Origin of the sequence: Glycomyces sp. NPDC046736, assembly GCF_040645615.1 — a bacterium.
In the GTDB taxonomy this organism is placed as follows: Bacteria; Actinomycetota; Actinomycetes; order Mycobacteriales; family Micromonosporaceae; genus Glycomyces.
This window is the reverse complement of record NZ_JBEYYO010000011.1, coordinates 22,004-41,096: the sequence shown is the minus strand read 5'-3', so window position 1 is coordinate 41,096 and position 19,093 is coordinate 22,004. Positions and strand designations below refer to the sequence as shown.

14 protein-coding genes and 3 pseudogenes are annotated in these 19,093 nt (G+C 70.7%); 6 read left to right on the top strand and 11 right to left on the bottom strand.

From position 1 onward, the window contains the following. Positions 1 to 38: 38 nt before the first annotated feature. Complete coding sequence (locus tag AB0B28_RS12540) at positions 39 to 392, bottom strand: STAS domain-containing protein (RefSeq protein ID WP_360120123.1); 354 nt, start codon at positions 390 to 392, stop codon at positions 39 to 41. Positions 393 to 701: 309 nt separating this feature from the next. Here AB0B28_RS12540 and AB0B28_RS12535 point away from each other — a divergent pair, with 309 nt between their 5' ends. The 3 genes from AB0B28_RS12535 (at position 702) to AB0B28_RS12525 (ending at position 4,431) form a co-directional block, all read left to right on the top strand. Beyond that, the gene (locus AB0B28_RS12535; RefSeq protein WP_360120121.1) at positions 702 to 1,421 is read left to right on the top strand and encodes a response regulator transcription factor; all 720 of its coding nucleotides are present in this window, start codon (positions 702 to 704) and stop codon (positions 1,419 to 1,421) included. Then, the gene (locus AB0B28_RS12530; RefSeq protein ID WP_360120119.1) at positions 1,418 to 2,947 is read left to right on the top strand and encodes a HAMP domain-containing sensor histidine kinase; all 1,530 of its coding nucleotides are present in this window, start codon (positions 1,418 to 1,420) and stop codon (positions 2,945 to 2,947) included. The genes AB0B28_RS12535 and AB0B28_RS12530 overlap by 4 nt, the downstream gene beginning before the upstream one ends. Before the next feature lie 155 nt (positions 2,948 to 3,102). After that, positions 3,103 to 4,431, top strand: a complete 1,329-nt coding sequence (locus tag AB0B28_RS12525; RefSeq protein ID WP_360120117.1) for a trypsin-like peptidase domain-containing protein — start codon at positions 3,103 to 3,105, stop codon at positions 4,429 to 4,431. 94 nt (positions 4,432 to 4,525) lie between these two features. Here AB0B28_RS12525 and AB0B28_RS12520 read toward each other — a convergent pair whose 3' ends face one another. Beyond that, positions 4,526 to 5,188 (bottom strand): restriction endonuclease, encoded by a 663-nt coding sequence (locus AB0B28_RS12520; protein WP_360120370.1) that lies wholly within the window; start codon positions 5,186 to 5,188, stop codon positions 4,526 to 4,528. Positions 5,189 to 5,418: 230 nt separating this feature from the next. Between AB0B28_RS12520 and rsmI the strand changes: the two genes are divergently transcribed. Further along, positions 5,419 to 6,270 carry a 16S rRNA (cytidine(1402)-2'-O)-methyltransferase gene (gene rsmI / locus AB0B28_RS12515; protein WP_360120115.1) on the top strand — a complete coding sequence of 284 codons (852 nt, stop codon included), beginning with the start codon at positions 5,419 to 5,421 and terminating at the stop codon, positions 6,268 to 6,270. A 122-nt stretch (positions 6,271 to 6,392) separates the two neighbouring features. Here rsmI and AB0B28_RS12510 read toward each other — a convergent pair whose 3' ends face one another. Continuing rightward, entirely contained in the window at positions 6,393 to 7,487 is a 1,095-nt protein-coding gene (locus AB0B28_RS12510; protein ID WP_360120113.1) for an ABC transporter permease, read from the bottom strand. Then, a complete protein-coding gene (locus AB0B28_RS12505) occupies positions 7,484 to 8,401 on the bottom strand; it encodes an ABC transporter ATP-binding protein (RefSeq protein WP_360120111.1) in 918 nt (305 codons plus the stop codon). Before AB0B28_RS12505 ends, AB0B28_RS12510 begins: the two co-directional genes overlap by 4 nt. Positions 8,402 to 8,545: 144 nt before the next feature. Between AB0B28_RS12505 and AB0B28_RS12500 the strand changes: the two genes are divergently transcribed. Continuing rightward, entirely contained in the window at positions 8,546 to 9,955 is a 1,410-nt protein-coding gene (locus AB0B28_RS12500; RefSeq protein WP_360120109.1) for an MFS transporter, read from the top strand. Positions 9,956 to 10,060: 105 nt separating this feature from the next. On the opposite strand, the gene AB0B28_RS12495 is transcribed toward AB0B28_RS12500, so the two are convergent. Both AB0B28_RS12495 and AB0B28_RS12490 read right to left on the bottom strand, forming a co-directional pair. Further along, positions 10,061 to 10,468 carry a PIN domain-containing protein gene (locus AB0B28_RS12495; RefSeq protein WP_360120368.1) on the bottom strand — a complete coding sequence of 136 codons (408 nt, stop codon included), beginning with the start codon at positions 10,466 to 10,468 and terminating at the stop codon, positions 10,061 to 10,063. 167 nt (positions 10,469 to 10,635) lie between these two features. Next, a pseudogene (locus tag AB0B28_RS12490) lies at positions 10,636 to 10,701 on the bottom strand (hypothetical protein); the annotation flags it as partial. 2 nt (positions 10,702 to 10,703) lie between these two features. Between AB0B28_RS12490 and AB0B28_RS12485 the strand changes: the two are divergent. Beyond that, a pseudogene (locus AB0B28_RS12485) lies at positions 10,704 to 11,057 on the top strand (hypothetical protein); the annotation flags it as partial. Positions 11,058 to 11,329: 272 nt separating this feature from the next. On the opposite strand, the gene ispH reads toward AB0B28_RS12485, so the two are convergent. From ispH to AB0B28_RS12460, 5 genes and pseudogenes are all read right to left on the bottom strand, one after another. Beyond that, entirely contained in the window at positions 11,330 to 12,271 is a 942-nt protein-coding gene (gene ispH, locus AB0B28_RS12480) for a 4-hydroxy-3-methylbut-2-enyl diphosphate reductase (RefSeq protein WP_360120107.1), read from the bottom strand. Then, the gene (locus AB0B28_RS12475; RefSeq protein WP_360120105.1) at positions 12,268 to 13,311 is read right to left on the bottom strand and encodes a polyprenyl synthetase family protein; all 1,044 of its coding nucleotides are present in this window, start codon (positions 13,309 to 13,311) and stop codon (positions 12,268 to 12,270) included. Before AB0B28_RS12475 ends, ispH begins: the two co-directional genes overlap by 4 nt. Before the next feature lie 123 nt (positions 13,312 to 13,434). Then, complete coding sequence (locus AB0B28_RS12470; RefSeq protein WP_360120103.1) at positions 13,435 to 14,859, bottom strand: family 2B encapsulin nanocompartment shell protein; 1,425 nt, start codon at positions 14,857 to 14,859, stop codon at positions 13,435 to 13,437. A gap of 90 nt (positions 14,860 to 14,949) precedes the next feature. Beyond that, a complete protein-coding gene (locus AB0B28_RS12465; protein ID WP_360120101.1) occupies positions 14,950 to 15,714 on the bottom strand; it encodes a hypothetical protein in 765 nt (254 codons plus the stop codon). Between the two features lie 1,029 nt (positions 15,715 to 16,743). Then, a pseudogene (locus AB0B28_RS12460) lies at positions 16,744 to 18,870 on the bottom strand (germacradienol/geosmin synthase); the annotation flags it as partial. Positions 18,871 to 19,093 lie beyond the last annotated feature (223 nt).

The following is a 19,093-nucleotide window of genomic DNA, read 5'->3' as shown; positions in this document are numbered from 1 at the left end:
CGGCGGGTGCGCGAACGATTCGTGGAGCTGTGCGGGCCCTAGCCCGCGGCGCTGCGCTCCTTGCCGGAGAACGTCTCGGTGGGCTCCTCCAGGAGCTCCTCGGCGCCCACGACCGTGAACAGCCGCGTGATGAAGCGGTTCGGATTCACGACCGCCAGCGCCACGCCCATCTCGCGGGCGATGCGGTAGGCCACCACGATGGTGCCGATCCCGGTGGAGTCGAGCACCGTCACCTTGGCGACGTCGACCCTGATGGCGGTCGCGCCGCCGGCTTCGAGGGCGTTGGTGATCGTCTCGCGGATCTGCGGCGCGGTCGCGTAGTCGACCTCGCCTGCCAGCTCGACGGTGACGACTCCGGCGTCGGTCGTGGCGGTCGCGATAGACAGCGTCATGAACTCACCTGATTCGGTAGGGTGACCCGGCCCGGGCACACGTCGCGTGCTCGGCTGCGACACAAAGTCTATCCGACCCCCACGAGGCCCGACAGCGCGCGAGGACGCGATTCCCGCATAGCGGCGCACACCGCAGATAAAGGTCACTCGAACGTGTCCCGGGCCGGTGCGCAGCGTCACCGCGGGCGGCCCGCGTCCGCTCCCTTGGCGCACCCGGGGCGCCGAAGTATGCTCAAGGACCACCGGTGACCTGCGGTCGCCGCCCGCGCCGTACCCGGCCGGCGGCGCCGAGACTGTGAAAAGAGGCCAATGCCGATTTCGCCCAGCCAGAGCGGCGCCGAGACCGAGGCCACCCTCCTGGTCGTCGAGGACGAAGAGAACATCTGCGAACTGCTGGCGACCTCGCTGCGGTACGCCGGGTTCGCCGTCCACGCCGTCGGCACCGGCGACGAGGCGCTCCGCTCGATCGCCCGGCACCGCCCCGACCTGGTCGTCCTCGACGTCAACCTGCCCGACTTCGACGGGTTCGAGGTCGTGCGCCGCATGCGCTCGGGCTCGGACCACACCCCGGTGCTGTTCCTCACCGCCCGCGACGACACCGCCGACACCGTGACCGGACTCTCGGTCGGCGGCGACGACTACATCACCAAGCCGTTCGCGCTCGAAGAGGTCGTGGCCCGCATCCGCGCGGTCCTGCGCCGCTCCTCGGGCGAGCTGCCCCGGCCCTCGCGCCTCCAGTACGCCGACCTCGAACTCGACGAGGAGACCCACGAGGTCTGGCGCGCGGGCAAGGCCGTGCAGCTCTCGCCCACCGAGTTCAAACTGCTGCGCTACTTCATGATCAACGCCGGCCGCGTGCTCTCCAAGGCCCAGATCCTCGACCACGTGTGGCGCTACGACTTCCGCGGCGACGACGGGATCGTCGAGTCCTACGTGTCCTACCTGCGACGCAAGGTCGACACGGGGGAGCCCAAGCTCATCCAGACCCTCCGGGGCATCGGCTACGTCCTGCGGGAGCAGCATCGTTGAGCGCGCCGCGCATGTTCGAGAACGCCCGCGACAAGTGGGACCGCACCCCGCTCAGGGTCCGCCTGACCGCGGCGGTACTCGTGCTGGTCGCCGGGTCGCTCATCCTCATCAGCGTCTCCACGATCCTGGCGCTGCACTCCTACTTCCTCAGCACCGTCGACGACGAACTCGAGACGCAGCTGAGCACCTGGAAGACCAAGACGTTCAACCTCGACAGCCTCCAGGAATACGAAGAGCCCCCGGGGCTGCGCCCCGAGCAGTACATCTTCTCGCTGCTGTCGGGGCCCGGGCACCGGCTCGACCGGCCCGACAACCGCGACGACACGCCCGTGTTCGACTACGCCGACCTCGAAGCCGCCGACGGCGACCCGTTCACCGCCCTCGGCGAGGACGGCGTCACCCGCTGGCGGGTCCTGGGCCTGACCGGCGCCGAGCTCGGCACCGGCGACCCCGAGTACCTCCCCGAGGACCACAACCTCGAATCGGACACGTACTACGTGCTGTCCTACCGCCTCGCCCACTTCGACAAGACCGTCGCGGGCCTGGTCTGGGTCGACATCCTCATCGGCGCGGGCGTCCTCGCCGGGCTCGCGGCCCTCGGCGTGGGCCTGGTCCGGGCCAGCCTGTCCCCGCTGCGGCAGATCGAGAACACCGCCGCCATGATCGCGGCGGGGAACTACTCGCGGCGCGTCCCCGAACACGACCGCAACACCGAAGTCGGCCGCGTGGGCTACGCGATCAACACCATGCTCACCAAGATCGAGGGCTCCATCCGCGCCCGCGAATACTCCGAAGAAAGGGCCCACGACTCCGAGCAGCGCATGCGCGAGTTCATCGCCGACGCCTCCCACGAACTGCGCACGCCCCTGACCAGCGTTCGCGGCTATGCCGAACTCGTGCGCGCCAACCCGCAGATGCCCGAGGCCGACCGGCTGCGCTACGTCACCCAGATCGAGGAGGCCGCCAAACGCATGGGCCTGCTCGTGGGCGACCTCCTCCACCTCGCCCGCCTCGGCCAGGAGCGCCCGGTCGCCACCGAACCGGTCGACATGGCCGTCCTCGGCCACGAGGCCGTCACCGCCCACGCCGTCACCGCCGAAGACCACGAGTTCACCTTCACGAGCGTGCCCGGCACCTCGACCGTGGTCGCCGCCGACCGCGCCCGCATGCGCCAAGTCCTCGACAACCTCCTGTCCAACGCCGTGCGCCACACCCCCGCCGGGACCAGCGTCGCCGTCGAAGTCGCCGGCGAAGACCGCACCGTGCGCCTCACCGTGGCCGACGACGGCCCCGGCATGGCCCCCGAAGTCGCCGAACGCGTCTTCGAGCGGTTCTTCCGCTCTGACGCGGTCGTCCACCCCGGCTCGGGCCTCGGCCTGGCCATCGTCGCGGCCATCGTCAAAGCCCACGGCGGCACCGTCGGCGTCGACTCCCGGCCCGGCGAAGGCACCGCGTTCACCGTGCGCCTCACCGCCGAACCCGACGGGGCCGTCCAGGCCCCTGAGGCCGAACCCGAGGAATCTTGAGAAAACCCTGAGGTCACGGCCCCGCCTCACCGCGAGCCGAACCCCGCGCCACCGCTCTGACCAGCACCGCCTCCCGACGCATAGACACGAATCATTAAAGGGTTTTAAGGCGTTTTTGCAGCGCACCGAGAGCTGCGACCTGCATGCTTCCTTTCATGAGCGACACCGAGAGCACCCAGGGCCCCGAGGGGACCGCACCGAAGGGCCCCGAAGGGGCTCCCCACCCCGAGAGCCTGCCCCCGTCCGCGCCCGGCCCCGCCGCGCCCGCGCCCCACCACGACCCCGCGCCCCCGCCGCCCCCCGCCTCCTCGTACGACCCCGGCCGCGCCACCGGGCCCGCCACCGCCGAGACCACCCGCATGATCCCCACCGGACCCCCGACGGGCGCGCCCCAGATGGCCGCCCCCGGCGGCTGGCAGCCTTCGGCACCCGTCCCGCCCATGTACGCCAACCCCGCGCCCTCCAAAGGCCGCGGCAAACTCGTCGCCGGCGCGATCGCGCTGGCCCTGCTCGCGGGCGGCGCGGGCGGGGTGGCCGGATGGTTCCTGAACGACGGCAGCGGCGGCACCACCACCGTCCAGTCCGTGTCGATGGACGCGGGCACCGGCATGACCTACACCGAGATCGTCAACAAGGTCAGCCCCTCGGTCGTCACCATCGTCACCGACTCGGCCGAAGGCTCGGGCGTGGTCTACTCCGACGACGGCTACATCGTCACCAACAACCACGTGGTCGACGGCGCGCAGGCCGTGGAGGTCCGCTTCTCCGACGGCCGGACCGCCGACGCGCAGATCATCGCCACCGACTCCACCCAGGACCTCGCCGTCATCCAAGTCTCCGGCGTCAAGGACCTGCGCCCCATCGCGTTCGGCGACTCCGACTCGATCCAGGTCGGCGACGCGGCCGTCGCGATCGGCTCCCCGCTGGGCCTGGAAGGCACCGTGACCACCGGGATCGTGTCCGCGCTCGACCGCTCGATGACCGTGGCCGGGGACGAGGGCCAGGGCTACGGCAACAGCCAGACCCTCACCGGGCTGCTCCAGACCGACGCGGCGATCAACTCCGGGAACTCCGGCGGCGCGCTGGTCAACGGCGACGGCGAGCTCATCGGCATCAACACCGCGATCGCCACCACCGACTCCGGTTCGATCGGGCTCGGCTTCGCGATCCCCTCCAACACCGTGGCGAGCGTGGTCGAGCAGCTCATCGAGAACGGCTCGGTCGAGCAGGGCTACCTCGGCGTCTCGGTGGCCGACACCGACGGCAACGGCGCGATGATCCTCAGCGTCGAACCCGGCTCCCCGGCCGACGAGGCCGGGCTCCAGGAAGGCGACATCATCACCGCCGTCGACGGCGACCAGATCACCGGCGCCTCCGAAGTGGTCGCGGCCGTCCAAGGCACCCCCTCGGGCACCGAGATCGCCATCACCTACCAACGGGACCAACAGGAACAAGAGACCACCGCGACCCTCGCGGGATCCTAGACGCATCGGCTGGCAAGGCCGCGGCCCCGAACCTCTCGGTCCGGGGCCGCGGTCGTCCCCGCGCGGCTTGAGCGCTACCTCCCCGCGCGGCCGTTCAAGGGTCGCGTCGTAACGGCGTCGACCCGCTCGCCTCCAGCGCGGCCCGCGCCGGGCGCAGCTCGACCGGGCCCACGCCCGTGTCGATCCACTCCGCGAGGCGGTCGCGGTCGATGATGAGCACCCCCAGCTGCGCGGCCACGGCCTCGTTGCGCGCGGCATGGTGCATCCAGTGCAGGTTCGCGTTGGTGATGTAGACGCCCGCGTCGCAGTCCCAGCGGGCCTTGATCTCCCCGCCGAGGATCTGGACGTGCCGGTTGCCGTTGCGGCTGCGCAGCGTCTTGTCGTCCATCTTGGCGCGCACGATGACCCGCTTGCCGTTGGTGAACGTGACCACGAAATTGCAGCCCAGGTCGTTCTTGCGGTGCCCGAACTTCTTGACGCGCTTGGCGTCCAGGCCCACCAGGAGCTGGCCGATCATCGCGTCGAACGCGGGGATGTTCATCTTGTCGACCCCGCGCATGAGGGTGTGGAGCTCGGCGGTCAAGGCCCGGTCGCGGTGCTCGTGGCCCCTCCCGCGGAAGAGTATCCAGCCCGCCAAGGCGGTGCCGCCCAACAAGATCGCCACCGACGCGAACCACGCCCAGTGGTCCGCTATGAATCCGAGAACGAAGTACCCGATGATGAGAGCGGCGATTGCCGCTCCGGCTCTGAGGATCACGGACAAGGCGGCCTCCACTTGGTTCAGAGGGCGTGCTGTGACATCGTGGTGCTGGTGCATGGCTCGCAAGCGTCGCCAGGGCTGTACTTCGAGTATCCGTTACCGTTCGCTCACGCGTAAGGGCAATGTCTGGTACCCGACAGCATGGATCGGCAGTCTGCATGTGCGGCCCGTCGCGACGCGTTCACCGGCTTGGGCCCCCGCCGTCGGCGGTGGGGGATACTGGCCGGGTGTCGACTTCATCAACAGGCGTTCTGGTGCTTCTCGGTGCGCCCCTGGGAAATCCAGAGGACGCCTCGTCTCGTCTGCGGACCGAGTTGGCCCGCGCCGACATCATCGCCGCAGAGGATACCCGGCGGCTCCGCAGGCTCTTGAGCGAGCTGGACCTCGTCCCGACCGCTGCGATCACGTCGTATTTCGAGGCGAACGAAGGCGGAAAAACCGCCGGTCTCATCGAACAATTGTACGACGGAAAGCGGGTCGCCGTCATCACCGACGGCGGCATGCCCTCGGTCTCCGACCCCGGATTCCGACTGGTCAAGGCCGCCGTGGACGAAGGCCTCCCGGTCACCTGCGCGCCCGGCGCGAGCGCGGTGACGACCGCGCTGGCGCTTTCGGGGCTGCCGTGCGACCGGTTCTGCTTCGAGGGCTTCGCGCCGCGCAAGGACGGTGAGCGCCGCAGGCTCTTCGCCGAGCTCGCCGAGGAGCGGCGCACGATGGTGTTCTTCGAGTCGCCGCGGCGCGTGGCCGACACGCTGTGCGCGATGGGCGAGGCCTTCGGTGCCGATCGGGCCGCGGCGCTGTGTCGAGAATTGACGAAGACCCACGAGGAGATCCGCCGCGGCACCCTCGCCGAGCTCGCCGAGGGCGCCGAGTTCGATCCGCCGCGCGGGGAGATCACGCTGGTGCTCGCGGGCTGGCCGGGCCCGGACGCGAGCGAGGCCACGCCGGAGGCGATGGCCGCGGCGGTGGTGGCCCTGGAGGCGACCGGCGCCGAGCGCAAGGCCGCGATGAAGGAGGTAGCGGTCCGCTACGGCGTGAGCCGCAGGGACGTGTACGACGCGGTGCTCAAATCGGACTGAGCGACACAGGGTGTCAGCCAAGTCATGACATGTCACGAAATAAGCCGATAAATCCCCCTTAGGGGCCCCCTGGATTAAAAATACACCTGGGGTACGACATCATCCCTGGTCACGAACGGGACTCACAACTCGTCGAACTTGAAAGTCCTCCACGAAATGAGCGCCACGATCGCGGCGAACGCCGCGAGGAAGCCCAACTGCGGGAGCACCGCCGTGGGCGGTGCGCCGTAGACCACGACCGATTGCAACGCCTCGTTGAGGTACCGCATCGGCGACAGGTACGACAGCCACTGCACCCACGTCGGCGACAGCGCCAGCGGCCAGAACGCGCCCGACACGAACGCCATCGGCATCGTGACCAGGTTGCTCAGCCCCGCCGCGCCCGGGCTCGTCTGCGCGATCCCGCCGATGACCACCCCGATCGCCAGGAACGCGAGCGTCCCCAGCATCACCAGCGGCACCGCGAACCACGTCCAAGGCGACAGCTCCAGCCCGAACACCAGCGCCGCCACCGCCAGGAACACCGCGGTCTGCCCGATCGCGACCAGCAGGTTCACCGAGACCTTCGCGCCCAGGAACGTCTTCACCGAAGCCGGCGTCAGCCGCAGCCGCCGCAGCAGCTTGTCCCGCTTCCAGTCCACGATCGTCCCGGCCGCGCCGAAGACCCCCGCGATCGCGATGCCCCAGGCCAGGATCCCCGGCGCGAGGTACTGGATCGGACGCAGCGCGCCGCCGTCGGCCTCCTCGACCTCGGCGTCCAGCACCGGCGAACCCGGGGCCGCCGCCGACAGCACCTCCACGTTCACCTGGTCGACCAGCGCCGAGAGCTTCCCCGTGGCGATCGAACCCGACGTGGAACTCGTCGGCGAGGGGTAGATCGTGACCGCGTCGCCGTCCTGCACCACCGCCGCGTCCGCCTCGCCCTCGCGCAGCAGCGCCAGCGCCTCGTCGAGGTCGCCGACGGCGGTCACGTCGAAGTCGCCTGCGTCCGCGGCGTCGAGCACCGGGACCTCGCCGACCGTGAGCACCCGCGAGACCGAGTCCGCCGAGGACCCGAACACGCTCGCGAGCAGCACCATGAACATGAGCGGCAGGAGCAGCGTGAAGAACACCTGGCTGCGGTCGCGCAGCCAGCCGCGGCCGAGCGCCTTCACCAGGGCCGCATAGGCCTTGCCCTTCGCCTGCGTCGGCGCTTCGCGCACCGCTGTGAGGCTCATTCGCGCCACTCCCGTCCGGTCACGTGCAAGAACACGTCCTCCAGGTTCGCCGTGCGCACCGCGAGCCCGTCGAGGGCCCCGTCCGAGGCGAGGGACGTCAAGAGCTTGCGGGGGTCGCGGGTCTCGAACACGACCTCGGCCTCCCCGGCGGTCACCGGGTCGCCCGCGGCGAGTTCGCCGATGCGGTCCTCGCTCAACTGCCCGGCCGCGACCGTGACGCGCGTCGGCGCGTCCAGGTCGCGCACGAACCCGGCCGGGGAGTCGATCGCGCGGATGCGCCCGGCGTCCATGATGGCGACCCGGTCGCACAGCGACTCGGCCTCCTCCATGTAATGCGTGGTCAAGACCACCGTGCGGCCCTCGGCGTTGATCGCGCGCATGAGGTCCCAGAGGTTGCGCCGCGCCTGCGGGTCGAGCGCGGCGGTCGGCTCGTCGAGGAACACCAGCTCCGGGTCGCCCACCAGGGCGCACGCGATCGACAGCCGCTGCTGCTGGCCGCCCGAGAGCTTCTCGCAGCGCACGTTCGCGTGCTCGGCGAGGCCCACCAGGTCCAGCATCTCGGCGGCGCGGGCCTTCGAGGCCCCGTACAGCTCGGCGAACGTCTCGATCTGCTCTCTGGCGGAGAGGAACTCGAAGAACGCGGACGCCTGGAGCTGCACGCCCACGCGTCCGGTCAGCTCGGCGGAGTGCGGCCACGGCGACCGCCCCAGCAGTCGCACGGTCCCGGAGTCGGGTCGGCGCAGGCCCTCGACGATCTCGAGGGTGGTGGTCTTCCCGGCCCCGTTGGGTCCGAGAATGCCGAAGAACTCGCCGCGTTCGACCCGGAAGCTCACTCCGTCGACGGCGCGGATCTCCCCGGTCTTCCGGCCGCGGTAGGTCTTGCGGAGGTCGGCGACCTCGATGGCGGCTTCCATACCCGCTAACGCTATGCCATCGCCCGGTGTGACCGGGTTCTCGGCCCGCGTGCACACCGGGCGTAACAGGCCGGTGAGGCGAACTTCATCCCTCCGGTACGGCCGCCGCACCTCCAGGCAACGCCGTCGGCCGAGAGTGGCCCCATGACAGCGACACTGACGCAAGCGACGGACGCGCCTCCCGCGCGCAAAGGCTGGATCACCGACTGGCGCCCCGACGACGAGGGCTTCTGGCGGTCGGCCGGTCGCCGGGTGGCCAGGCGCAACCTCGTGTGGTCGGTGCTCGCCGAGCACCTCGGGTTCTCGGTGTGGACGATGTTCAGCATCATCACCCCCTACCTCGCGGCCGCCGGGTACGGCTTCACCACCAGCCAGCTGTTCTGGCTCACCGCCGTTCCGAACCTGGTCGGCGCGCTCCTGCGCATCCCCTACACCGCGGCCGTGGCGGTCTTCGGCGGCCGCAACTGGACGATCGTCTCGGCGGTCCTCCTGGTCGTGCCCACCGCGCTGCTCGCGTACTGCGTGTCCGACCCCGCCACCCCGTACTGGATGTTCGTCGTCGCCGGGGTCACCGCCGGGTTCGGCGGCGGGAACTTCGCGTCCTCGATGGCCAACATCTCCTACTTCTATCCCGAACGCCACCGCGGCGCGGCCCTCGGCGTCAACGCCGCGGGCGGCAACATCGGGGTCTCGGCCGTCCAGTTCATCGGCCCGCTGGTCATCGGCCTCGCCGTGGTCGGCGCCGCCCAAGGCACCACCGAGGAGGGCCGGGCGTTCTACCTGCACAACGTCCCGCTGCTGTGGCTCGTGCTCGCCGTGTTCGCCGCGTTCATGGCCTGGCGGGCCATGGACAACCTGGCGGTGTCCCGCACCCCGATCCGCGCGCAGCTGCCCGCGCTGGCGCGGCCGCACACGTGGGTCATGAGCGTGCTCTACATCGGCACGTTCGGTTCGTTCATCGGCTACTCGTTCGCGTTCCCGCTGGTCATCAAGTTGACGTTCCCGGAGTTCAACGCTTTGTGGATCGCCGCGCTCGGGCCGCTGGTCGGCTCGCTCGCGCGCCCGGTCGGCGGCTGGCTCGCCGACCGCTGGGCCGGCGCCCCGATCACGAGCCTCGCGTTCGCCGCGATGGGCGTCGGCGTCATCGGCGCGATCAGTGGGATCGAGACCTCGTCGTTCGCGCTGTTCTTCGCCTCGTTCATGCTGCTGTTCACCATGAGCGGCGTCGCCAACGGCTCCACGTACCGGTCGATCCCCGCGATCTTCCAGGCAGAAGCGGCCGCGAAGGCCGGCGGCGAGATCACCGAAGCGGCCGCGATCGGGGCCAAGCGCCTCACCGCCGCCGCGCTCGGCTGGATCTCCGCGATCGGCGCGCTCGGCGGGTTCGGCATCAACCAGGGCTTCCGGATCGCCAACGAGCAGACCGGCTCCGTGGTCCCCGCGATGTGGGCCTTCGCCGCCTCCTACGCGATCTTCCTGGCCCTCAACTGGTGGTGCTACCAGCGCACCGTCCTCACCACGCGCGCCCCGAACCTGGCCCACGCCAAAGTCTGACCCCCGGCCCGCGATCGCCGCTCCCGGGCGGTCGCGGGCCACACTGCATCCCCCGGACGGTGGCACGGCGACGATGCGGCCCCGCCACGGCTTGCGCGGCCGGTTTCAGGTCGGTCGGATGTCGAAGTGCGTGCAGTGCTTGGGGCGAACGACATTGAAGTGGCGCAGGTCCACTGTCGCGACCGTGGTGATGTTCAGGCGTTCCGCCGCCGCGACCACCGATGCGTCGACGGTGCCGAGCGGGAGGTTGCTGTAGAGGCTGGTGAGTTGCGCGATCCGGAGCCAGTCGGAGGGGTGGACCGGTTCGACCGTGAACGCTCCGGAAGCGAGGTCGCCGAGGAAACGGACTTCGGCTTCGGTACCGAGTCTCGTTGCGACGAGGTAGGCGACTTCGGTGATGACCAGTGTCGGCACGATGAGGGGGCCGAGGTGGTTCTCAAGGAGGTCGAGACAGGCTTCGTGGTGGCGGTCGTCGGCGTCGATGTACGCGTACAGGGGTCCGGCGTCGACGATGAGGCTAATGAGCCCTGCCCCATTTCCGCGCGGAGGATCTCCTCGATGCGCTCGGAGACATCGGAGCGACCGCTGCGGCCGGCCCCGGCCGCCATCAGCCGGCGCTTCGGCCCTCCCAGGTGGCTCTCGATCGCCTCGCGGGTGAGCTCGGAGACCGTGATGCCGCGTCGAGCCGCCTCATGGCGGAGCCTGGCGTCGAGTTGATCGGAGATCTTCACGGTAGTGCGTGCCATGTATGCCAGCATACCATCGGGGTCACTGCACGCAGCCGCTCGATCCCGAGGTGCTCGTCCCCAACCGGGCCGCCGACCTCGCGTTCACGCTCGACGAGCTCACCGCGGGCGCGCTCGACGGGCTCAAGCTCGACCTGGACCGCGTCGCGGTGGGCGGCCACTCCATCGGCGGCGCGTCGGCGCACCGCACCCTCGCCGCCGACGACCGGTTCGACGCCGGGTTCAACCTGGACGGCACCTTCTTCGCGCTCGACCCGGGCCACGTGAGCGACCCGTTCCTCATCGTGGGCGCCCAGGATCACGGGCAGCCCGGCGAGGACGAGACCTGGGACGAGGCTTGGTCGCGGCTGTGCGACTGGAAGCGCTGGATCACCGTGGAGGGCAGCGGCCACAGCACCTTCACCGACCTCGCGCCGCTCGCCGAGCAGTTCGGGCAGCCGCTTCAGGACCTCCCCGGCGACCGCGCCGACGACCTCACCCGGGTCCATGTGACCGCCTTCGTCGACGCCCACCTCCGCGGTGAGCACTCGCCGATCCTCGACGGCCCGAGCGTCGAATGGCCGAAGTGGTGTTCCACCACCGGTAGCGAGACCCGAAGGCCCGGCTCCTCGGCCGGGCTTTCGGCGTCTCAGCCGCGGGTGCGGAGGCGTTGGGGGAGCAGGAATTCCTGGGTCTCCTCGGTCACGGGGCGTTCGATCAGTTCGATCGGGCCCAGGGCCGCTATGGCGGTGACGACGTCGTCGACCAGGGCCGGGGGAGCGGAGGCGCCGGCGGTGACCGCCACGGTTCGCGTCCCTTCGAGCCAGGCCGGGTCGAGCGCTCCGGCGTCTTCGACGAGGTGGGACGGGGTGCCCGCGAGGCGGGCGAGTTCGACCAGGCGGTTGGAGTTCGAGGAGTTCGCCGAGCCGACCACGAGCACGAGGTCCGCCTCGTCCACGACCGCGGCAACGGCGGCCTGGCGGTTGCTGGTGGCGTAGCAGATGTCCTCGGCCCCTTGACCTTTGATCGCCGGGTAGCGGGCCTGGAGCGCCGCCGCGATCGACTCGACCTCGGTCACCGACAGCGTGGTCTGGCTCAGGTACGTGACCTTCGCGGGGTCGGCGACCCGCAGGGAGGCCACGGCCGCCGCGTCCTCGACCAGGACCGTGCGCTCGGGGGCCACACCCATCGTGCCGACGACCTCCTCGTGGCCTTCGTGTCCGATGAGGATCACCGTGTCGCCCGCGTCGGCGGCCCGCTTGGCCTCGGCGTGGACCTTCGCGACCAGCGGGCAGGTCGCGTCCACCGCGTCGAGGCCCCGCCGGGCGGCCTCGCGCTCGACCGCCGGTGCCACCCCGTGGGCGCTGAAGACCACCAGCGCCTCGTCGGGAACCTCGTCGAGTTCGCCGATGAACACCGCGCCGCGGGCCTCCAGATCGGCCACGACGTGCGCGTTGTGGACGATCTGGTTGCGCACGTACACGGGCGGTCCGTGGCGGTCCAGGAGCCGCTCCACGATCTCGATCGCGCGCTCGACTCCGGCGCAGAACGACCGCGGGGACGGCAGGAGCACCCGGCGGATCACCGTCACCGGACCCGGCCGACCGTGCTCGCGGCCAGCGCGGTGAGTTCGGCGACCGCTTCGTCGTGGAACGGTTCGGCCGCAAGGCGGTTCGCGGCCGCTTCGGTGAGCGCGGCGGCGGCCTGCTGGCTGGCGATGCGGCCGCCGCAGGCTTCGACGAGGTCGGCGGCGCGGCGCAGCGCGGTCTCATCGAGTTGGGTCTCGGCGCGGTAGAGGCGCGCGAGCTCGTCGGCGTCGCGGTGGCCCGAGCCGAGCGCGGCGGTGACCGGGAGGGACTTCTTGCGGTTGCGAAGGTCCGAGTAGACGGCCTTGCCGGTGACGGCCGGGTCGCCCCAGATCCCGAGCAGGTCGTCCACGTGCTGGAACGCCAGGCCCAGCCGGAACCCGAAGCCCTGCAACGCGTCGACCTGTTCGCGGGAGCCGCCGCCGAACAGGGCCCCGAGCGCGGTGGCGCAGCCCATGAGCGAGGCGGTCTTGGCCTCGGACATGGCCTCGCATTCGGCGAGGTCGACCCGTTCGCGGTCCTCGAAGCGGGTGTCGGCGAGCTGGCCTTCGATGAGGGCCCGCACGGTCTGGGCGAGCAGCCCGGTGCCGAGGGTGGCCTTTTCGCCTCCGGCTTCGGCCACGACTTCGAACGCGAGGGCGTGGAGGGCGTCGCCGACGAGGATCGCGTCGTTGACGCCGTAGACCTTCCACGCGGTGGGGCGGTGGCGGCGCACCCCGTCGCGGTCGATGATGTCGTCGTGGATGAGGGAGAAGTTGTGGATCATCTCCACCGCGACGGCCGCCGGGACGGCTTGGCGCCAGTCCCCGGCCACGGCCTTCGCGGCCAGGAGGGTGAGCAGCGGGCGGAGGGCCTTGCCGGAGTTGGCGTCGACGGGCCGCCCGTCCCGGTCGGTCCATCCGAAGTGGTAGGCGGCGATCTGGGCGGCGGGCCCGGGGAGGCGCGCGGCTGCTTCGCGCAGTCCGGCGTCGATGGCCTCGCGCTCGGCGTGGTGGCCGTCTGCGCTGTATTTCTCAGTGCCGTGGCGGTCGGTCAGGACGGTCATGCGGGCTCCCTGGGGCACGTGGTTCGGCTCGGCCGGAGGCGCGTCCGGCCGGTCGGGGTCGGGTGGCACGGTCGGCAAGGCCCGGGCGGCCGCGGCGGTGCGGGCCGCGGCCGCCCGGGACGCTCAGCGTCCGATCTCGACGTGTTCGAGGATGCCGAGCGCGTCGGGGACCAGGACCGCGACCGAGTAGTAGGCGCTGACCAGGTAGGACATGACGGCTTTCTCGTCGATGCCCATGAAGCGCACCGAGAGTCCGGGCTCGTACTCGTCGGGCAGGCCGGTCTGGCGCAGGCCCACCACGCCTTGGTCGGCCTCGCCGGTGCGCAGGCACAGGATCGAGGTGGTGCGCGCCGAGGTGATCGGGATCTTGTTGCACGGCAGCAGCGGGATGCCCCGCCACGCCGGGATGTGGTGCCCGTTGAAGTCCACCGTGGACGGGTAGATGCCCCGCTTGGTGCACTCGCGGCCGAACGCGGCGATGGCCTTCGGGTGGGCGAGCAGGAACTCGGGCTTGCGGCGGCGGCTGATGAGCTCGTCGAGGTCGTCGGGCGTGGGCGGGCCCGAGCGGGTGGGGATGCGCTGGTTCAGCGCCGCGTTGTGCAGCAGGCCGAACTCGCGGTTGTTGAGCAGCTGCTCCTCCTGCTGCTCCTTCAGGGCCTCCACGGTGAGGCGCAGCTGCTGCTCCATCTGGTTCATCGGCTGGTTGTACAGGTCGGCCACGCGGGTGTGGACGCGCAGCACGGTCTGGGCCACCGAGAGTTCGTACTCGCGCGGCGCGAGCTCGTAGTCGACGAACGTGCGCGGCAGGTCGGGCTCGCCGGTGTGGCCGACGGCGATGTCGATCGCGGCCTCGCCGTGCTTGTTGGCCTTCGCCGAGCGCCCGGCGCGGAACCGGTCGAGGTGCGCGGCCAGTTCGGGGACGCGCTCGACCAGCTCGGCCACGGCCGCGGCCGGGAGGGTGAGCACCGTGACCGGGGTCGCGGCGATCACGTCGTGGTCCCAGGTCGGGGCGTCCTCGGTGAGGATCTCCTGTCCGAAGTGGTCGCCGTCGACCATCAGGCCCAGCGAGGACTGGTCGCCGAACGGCCCGGCGCCGAACTGCTCGACGCGGCCGTGGGCGATGAGGTGGATCCCGTCGACCGGGCGGCCCTCCTGCGCCAGGTGCTCCCCGGCGCGGACCTCGCGCTGCTCGAAGCGCCCGGCCAGCTCGGCCAGGAGCGATTCGTCCTCGATGCCGCGCAGCTGCGCGATCTCGCCGAGCTCGGTGGGGATGACGCGCACCGCGTCGCCCTCCACGCTGAACTCGACGCGGCCGTCGCCGACGGTGTGGGTGAGGCGGCGGTTGACGCGGTACGCGCCGCCCTGGGTCTGGACCCACGGCAGGACCTTCAGGAGCCACCGGCTGGTGATCTCCTGCATCTGGGGGACGGACTTGGTGGTGGTGGCGAGGTTGCGCGCGGCGGCGGTGCCCAGGCTGGTGGCGGGGTGCTGTCCGTTCGCGGTCTGCTGCGGGACAGCGGAGACTGCGTCGACGACGGAATCGGTCATGCTCAGACTTCCTCACATTGAGGCGGTTACGGCTCGTTGAGAATCATATCGGACAAGAAGTATGAACATCCAGAATGCGTCCGAGAAAACTTATTCATGTGTATACTGCGCATCGATCACGTCGTAACGCTCCAGAGCGGTCTCGTAGGCCACCGGCTCAGTGGCCTCACCGCGACTGAACGGGTACTCCAGCTGATAGGCCGCGAACAGCATCAGCGCCACCATCCCCGAGATCAGCCCCACCAGCACGAACTGGTACTTCCGCGTGGGCGTCCCCAGCGTGAGCATCACCGCGAACACCAGCAGCGCCCCCGGCACCAGCACCGTCCACATCACCGGCCCCAGCCCCCGCTGCGCCTGGAACAGGCGGTCCGCCCGCTGCTCCGACACCGCCAGGATCCCGTCCCTCGTGGCCTCGATCCGCGCCTGCGCCGTCTCCTCCTCGGCCTGCTCGCTCGCCACCGGCGCGCGCATCGCGTCCAGCAGCAGCAGCCCCTGCGACGAGACCTCCTCCTGCTCGCGCATCGCCGGCCACTCCGAGACGATCACCTCCTCGGTGTAGGCCCGCACCGCCGCGCGCACCTCGTCGCGCTGCTCGGGATCGAGCCCGGCCGCCGACCAGTACACGTTCACCAGCTCGTCGGCCTCGGCGTACGTCACCCGCCCCGCCTCGTTCTTGTCCTCCCACGCCGTGATCAGCACGAACGCGAGCACGATCGCGTACAGCACCGTCAACAGCTCGAACAGCGTCGTGCCCAGCTCGTTGTTGTGCCCCCGGGTCGTCGGCGGCGCGAACCGCTGTAGCAGCGCGACGACCACGCTCGCGGCCGCGACCACCACCAGAGCGAAGAGCAAGCCTTGCCACCAAATGGCCATTGTTCCCACCAAACTTCGTGAAGCAGAATATTCACGTGGATACTAGTGAATTCCGTACATCGGGTCGGAGACGACCATGCGACGGCTGATAGCACTCGTCATCGCGGCGGTGACCCTGACGGCCCTGCCCGCGCTCGCGCTGGCCTTCGACGTCGGTTCGGCGACCTCGCAGACCGCCGAGGGCCGCCACCCGACCTACCCGGACTACCCGACCGCCCCGAGCTACGGCGGGACGCTCCCGGACGCGCCGAAGCCCCCGCACCCGCCCGTGCCCCCCGACCCGCCGCATCCGCCTCACCCGCCGCATCCTCCGAAGCCCCCGGAACCGCCCCATCCTCCGCACCCTCCGCACCCACCGAAACCTCCCGAGCCGCCGCACCCGCCGGAGCCGCCAAAGCCCCCGACGTCGGTGCCGACGCCGCCCGAACCTCCGGCACCACCGCCGACGCCGCCCGCACCGACGCCTCCGGAACCGACGCCTCCGGAACCGACGCAGCCCGCGTCGCCGAGCGCCGAGCCGTCGCTTCCCCCTGCGCCGCAACCGCCTTCGTCCGCACCTCCGACACCACCGTCCGCTGAGGACTCTGCGAGTCCCGTACCGCCCGCGGCCAGCCCTGTGGCCGAGGACCCGCCGCCGAGCGACGAGCCCGATCCGCGAGACCCGGGGCCGCTGCCCGCGGGTCTCGCGGTGGAGGAGCCGAACGCCGACCCTCCCGAAGAGGAGGAGAGCAGCGCTCCGGCTAAGCGGCGCATGATGGCCGCGATATTCGCGTTCGGGTTGGCGACCTCGGCCGGAGCGGCCATGTCGGGCCGCGCGGGCAGGTAGTCGCGCCACGACGGCGGCCCCGGGACCTTCCATTCCGGGGCCGCCGTGCGGGCGGGCACGGTCGGCTCGGAGGACGTCGTCTCGGTTGGCACCGCCGCCTTCCGCTGCGCGGGCACGGACTCCCGTCCGGTTTCCAGGTAGCGTCCGACGCCGTGGGCCGCGGCCGACCCGGGCCCGAAGTCGGCCCCGCGGCGTAGGACCTCCTCGCGGTAGCGGTCGGTGCCGTCCAGGTGCCACTTGTGGATCGCGGCCACCCAGTTCCGCAGGTCCTCCACATAGGCCGCGAGGGCCCGCCGTGCGTCCTGGTCGAGTCCGAACTCCTCTGCGAGCGTGGGCAACTCGGTGGTCTCTACCAGGACGAACTGCTCCAGGCGGGCGTTGGCGAGCGCGGCGGTGACGGCCACGGCCTCCTCTCGGGAGACGCCGAGGTACTCCTCGACCACGACCACGCCGTTGACGAGCTGGCCTTCGTACTCGATCTCCTTGTGGTAGGAGCACACGTCGTTGAGCAGGCACACGTTGTCCATCGCGGCGGCCTCCAGCGCCAGCAGCGGGCGCGAGCGCCACACCGCGTCGGGGACCTGGCGCCCGGCCCGCAGGCGCGCGAGCGACATCGTCAGGTCCGAGCCGAACGAGTCGCGGCGCATCTCCACGTAGTCGACCGGGTCGGGGACCCGGTTCTGGCCCTCGGTGTGCAGCTCCCACAGCCAGCCGTCGAGCATCTTCTCGACCGCGGTCTTGAACTCTCCGCGGGCGCGCTCGTCGAATCCGGCGGCGGTGCGGGCCCACAGGTCGACCAGGCCCTTCTCGAGCGGGTTGGCGGGCGCGACGCGCGGTTGGAGGTCGACGGGCATGCAGTCGCGCAGCCTGGCGTTCTGCGCGATGGCGGCGCTGAGGTCCCGGCCGCGGCCGAAGGCCACGGGGTAGTAGTCGTCGCCGTAGGTGCCCCATGCGAGCCAGTCGGCGGAGACGTCGAGCTCCTCCTGGGTCCCGTCGGGGTCGATCCCGGCCGAGCACAGCGCGAAGTCGAAGCCCTCGAACTGCCTGCGGTGCCACAGGCCCGAGCCGGGCAGGGCCGGGTCGGGGGCGAGGAAGCCCACGCTATCGGCCCATTCGACGGCGTGGCGCCGCGTCTGTTCCAGGTGCGGGTTGAGCTGGAGGCGGAACGGCATCGCGAACTCGGGCATCGCGGTCGGGCCGACCTGTTTGAACGGGGTCCTGAAGTGCTGCTTCAGGCCCGAGGCGGCGATGCGGGCCCCGGAGGTGCCGATCCCGTTCGGGCCGCCGAGGACGCGGTCGGCCGCGTCGTTCATGTAGCGGCTGGAGCGCATGTGCCACTCGTGGCCGCCGGCCTGCCAGTCCTGGAGCCCCTTGGCGTACAAGGCGATCGCGACCTGCTCGGCCGGGGTGACGCCGCCCGCGGCGCACAGGATCGGGATCTCGGTGAGCGCGGTGTTCTCGAACTGGTGGAGCCGCGAGGTCAGGACGTCGTTGACCAGTTCGGCGGCGCGCTGGGTCTCCCAGCCGAGGAACTGCTCGAAGACCAGCACGGCGTTGGCATTCTCGCCTTCGGTGCGGACCTCCCGCTCGTAGGAGAACAGGTCGTTGCGCAGGTGGACCGCGTCGGAGAAGGTGTCGCGCAGGACTTCGAGCGGCCTGGAGCGGGAGACGGCCTCGGGCACTTCGGCGCCCACGGCGTACTCGACGAGCCCGGCCGACCACGGCGCGCCGCCGACCTTGCGGCGCATCTCGATGTACTCGATGGGGTTGGCGACGCGGTCGGACTTGATGTTCGCGAGCTCCCACAGGGATTCGAAGAGCAGGTTCACGGTGCTCTCCAGGAACCGCTCGCGCCAGTCGGGCGACATGGCCGGGGCGGTGCGCCGCCACAGGTCGGCCAGCCCGAGCTCGACGGGGTTGTGCGGCTCGGGGGTCTGGCCCAGGTCGAGCGGCATGAACAGCGGGATGCGGTCCAGGTAGGCCTTGGCCCCGGCCGTGTCGCGGGTGCGCTTGAACGCGTCGAGGAAGTGGTCGTCGAAGAAGAACACCCACACGTACCAGTCCGTGATGAGGTCGAGCGCGGGCCCGTCGCAGTCGGGGTGCGTGTACGCGCACAGCAGCCCGTAGTCGTGCCGATCGAGCTCGGCCTCGTCCCAGATCACCCCGCCCTCCTCCGCGGGCGCGTCGAGCATCCCCATCTCCTTGGCCCACACCCGCGCATGCGCCCGAGCCCCCTCGACATGCGCGTTCAACCGCGCCGGATACGGCAGATAGAACACCGGCAACACGAACGGGTGATTTTCTGACATAGCACTCCCTACAGTCGAAACCACCAGATAGCAACGCGCCTCACTGTAAGCCCTAACCCCCCCACCCCGCCACCCCCAGTCCGCCCGCGACCACCCTTGGTTCGGTCGGGGTGGCAAGGGGGCTACTCAGGGGCAGCGCGAGAAGTTCCAGATTCTGATGTCAGTTCGTTACATATCCAGTTCAAGGCCGATATGGAGGAACTGAGATCGCACCAATTCGGAC

Bases quoted from the DNA above. Each gene is read 5' to 3' on its own strand.
- AB0B28_RS12505 (WP_360120111.1), bottom strand. From the start codon at position 8,401: ATGGAAGCCGCCATCGAGGTCGCCGACCTCCGCAAGACCTACCGCGGC.
- AB0B28_RS12475 (WP_360120105.1), bottom strand. From the start codon at position 13,311: ATGACCGTCCTGACCGACCGCCACGGCACTGAGAAATACAGCGCAGAC.
- AB0B28_RS12535 (WP_360120121.1), top strand. From the start codon at position 702: ATGCCGATTTCGCCCAGCCAGAGCGGCGCCGAGACCGAGGCCACCCTC.
- AB0B28_RS12470 (WP_360120103.1), bottom strand. From the start codon at position 14,859: ATGACCGATTCCGTCGTCGACGCAGTCTCCGCTGTCCCGCAGCAGACC.
- AB0B28_RS12510 (WP_360120113.1), bottom strand. From the start codon at position 7,487: ATGAGCCTCACAGCGGTGCGCGAAGCGCCGACGCAGGCGAAGGGCAAG.
- AB0B28_RS12540 (WP_360120123.1), bottom strand. From the start codon at position 392: ATGACGCTGTCTATCGCGACCGCCACGACCGACGCCGGAGTCGTCACC.
- AB0B28_RS12500 (WP_360120109.1), top strand. From the start codon at position 8,546: ATGACAGCGACACTGACGCAAGCGACGGACGCGCCTCCCGCGCGCAAA.
- AB0B28_RS12525 (WP_360120117.1), top strand. From the start codon at position 3,103: ATGAGCGACACCGAGAGCACCCAGGGCCCCGAGGGGACCGCACCGAAG.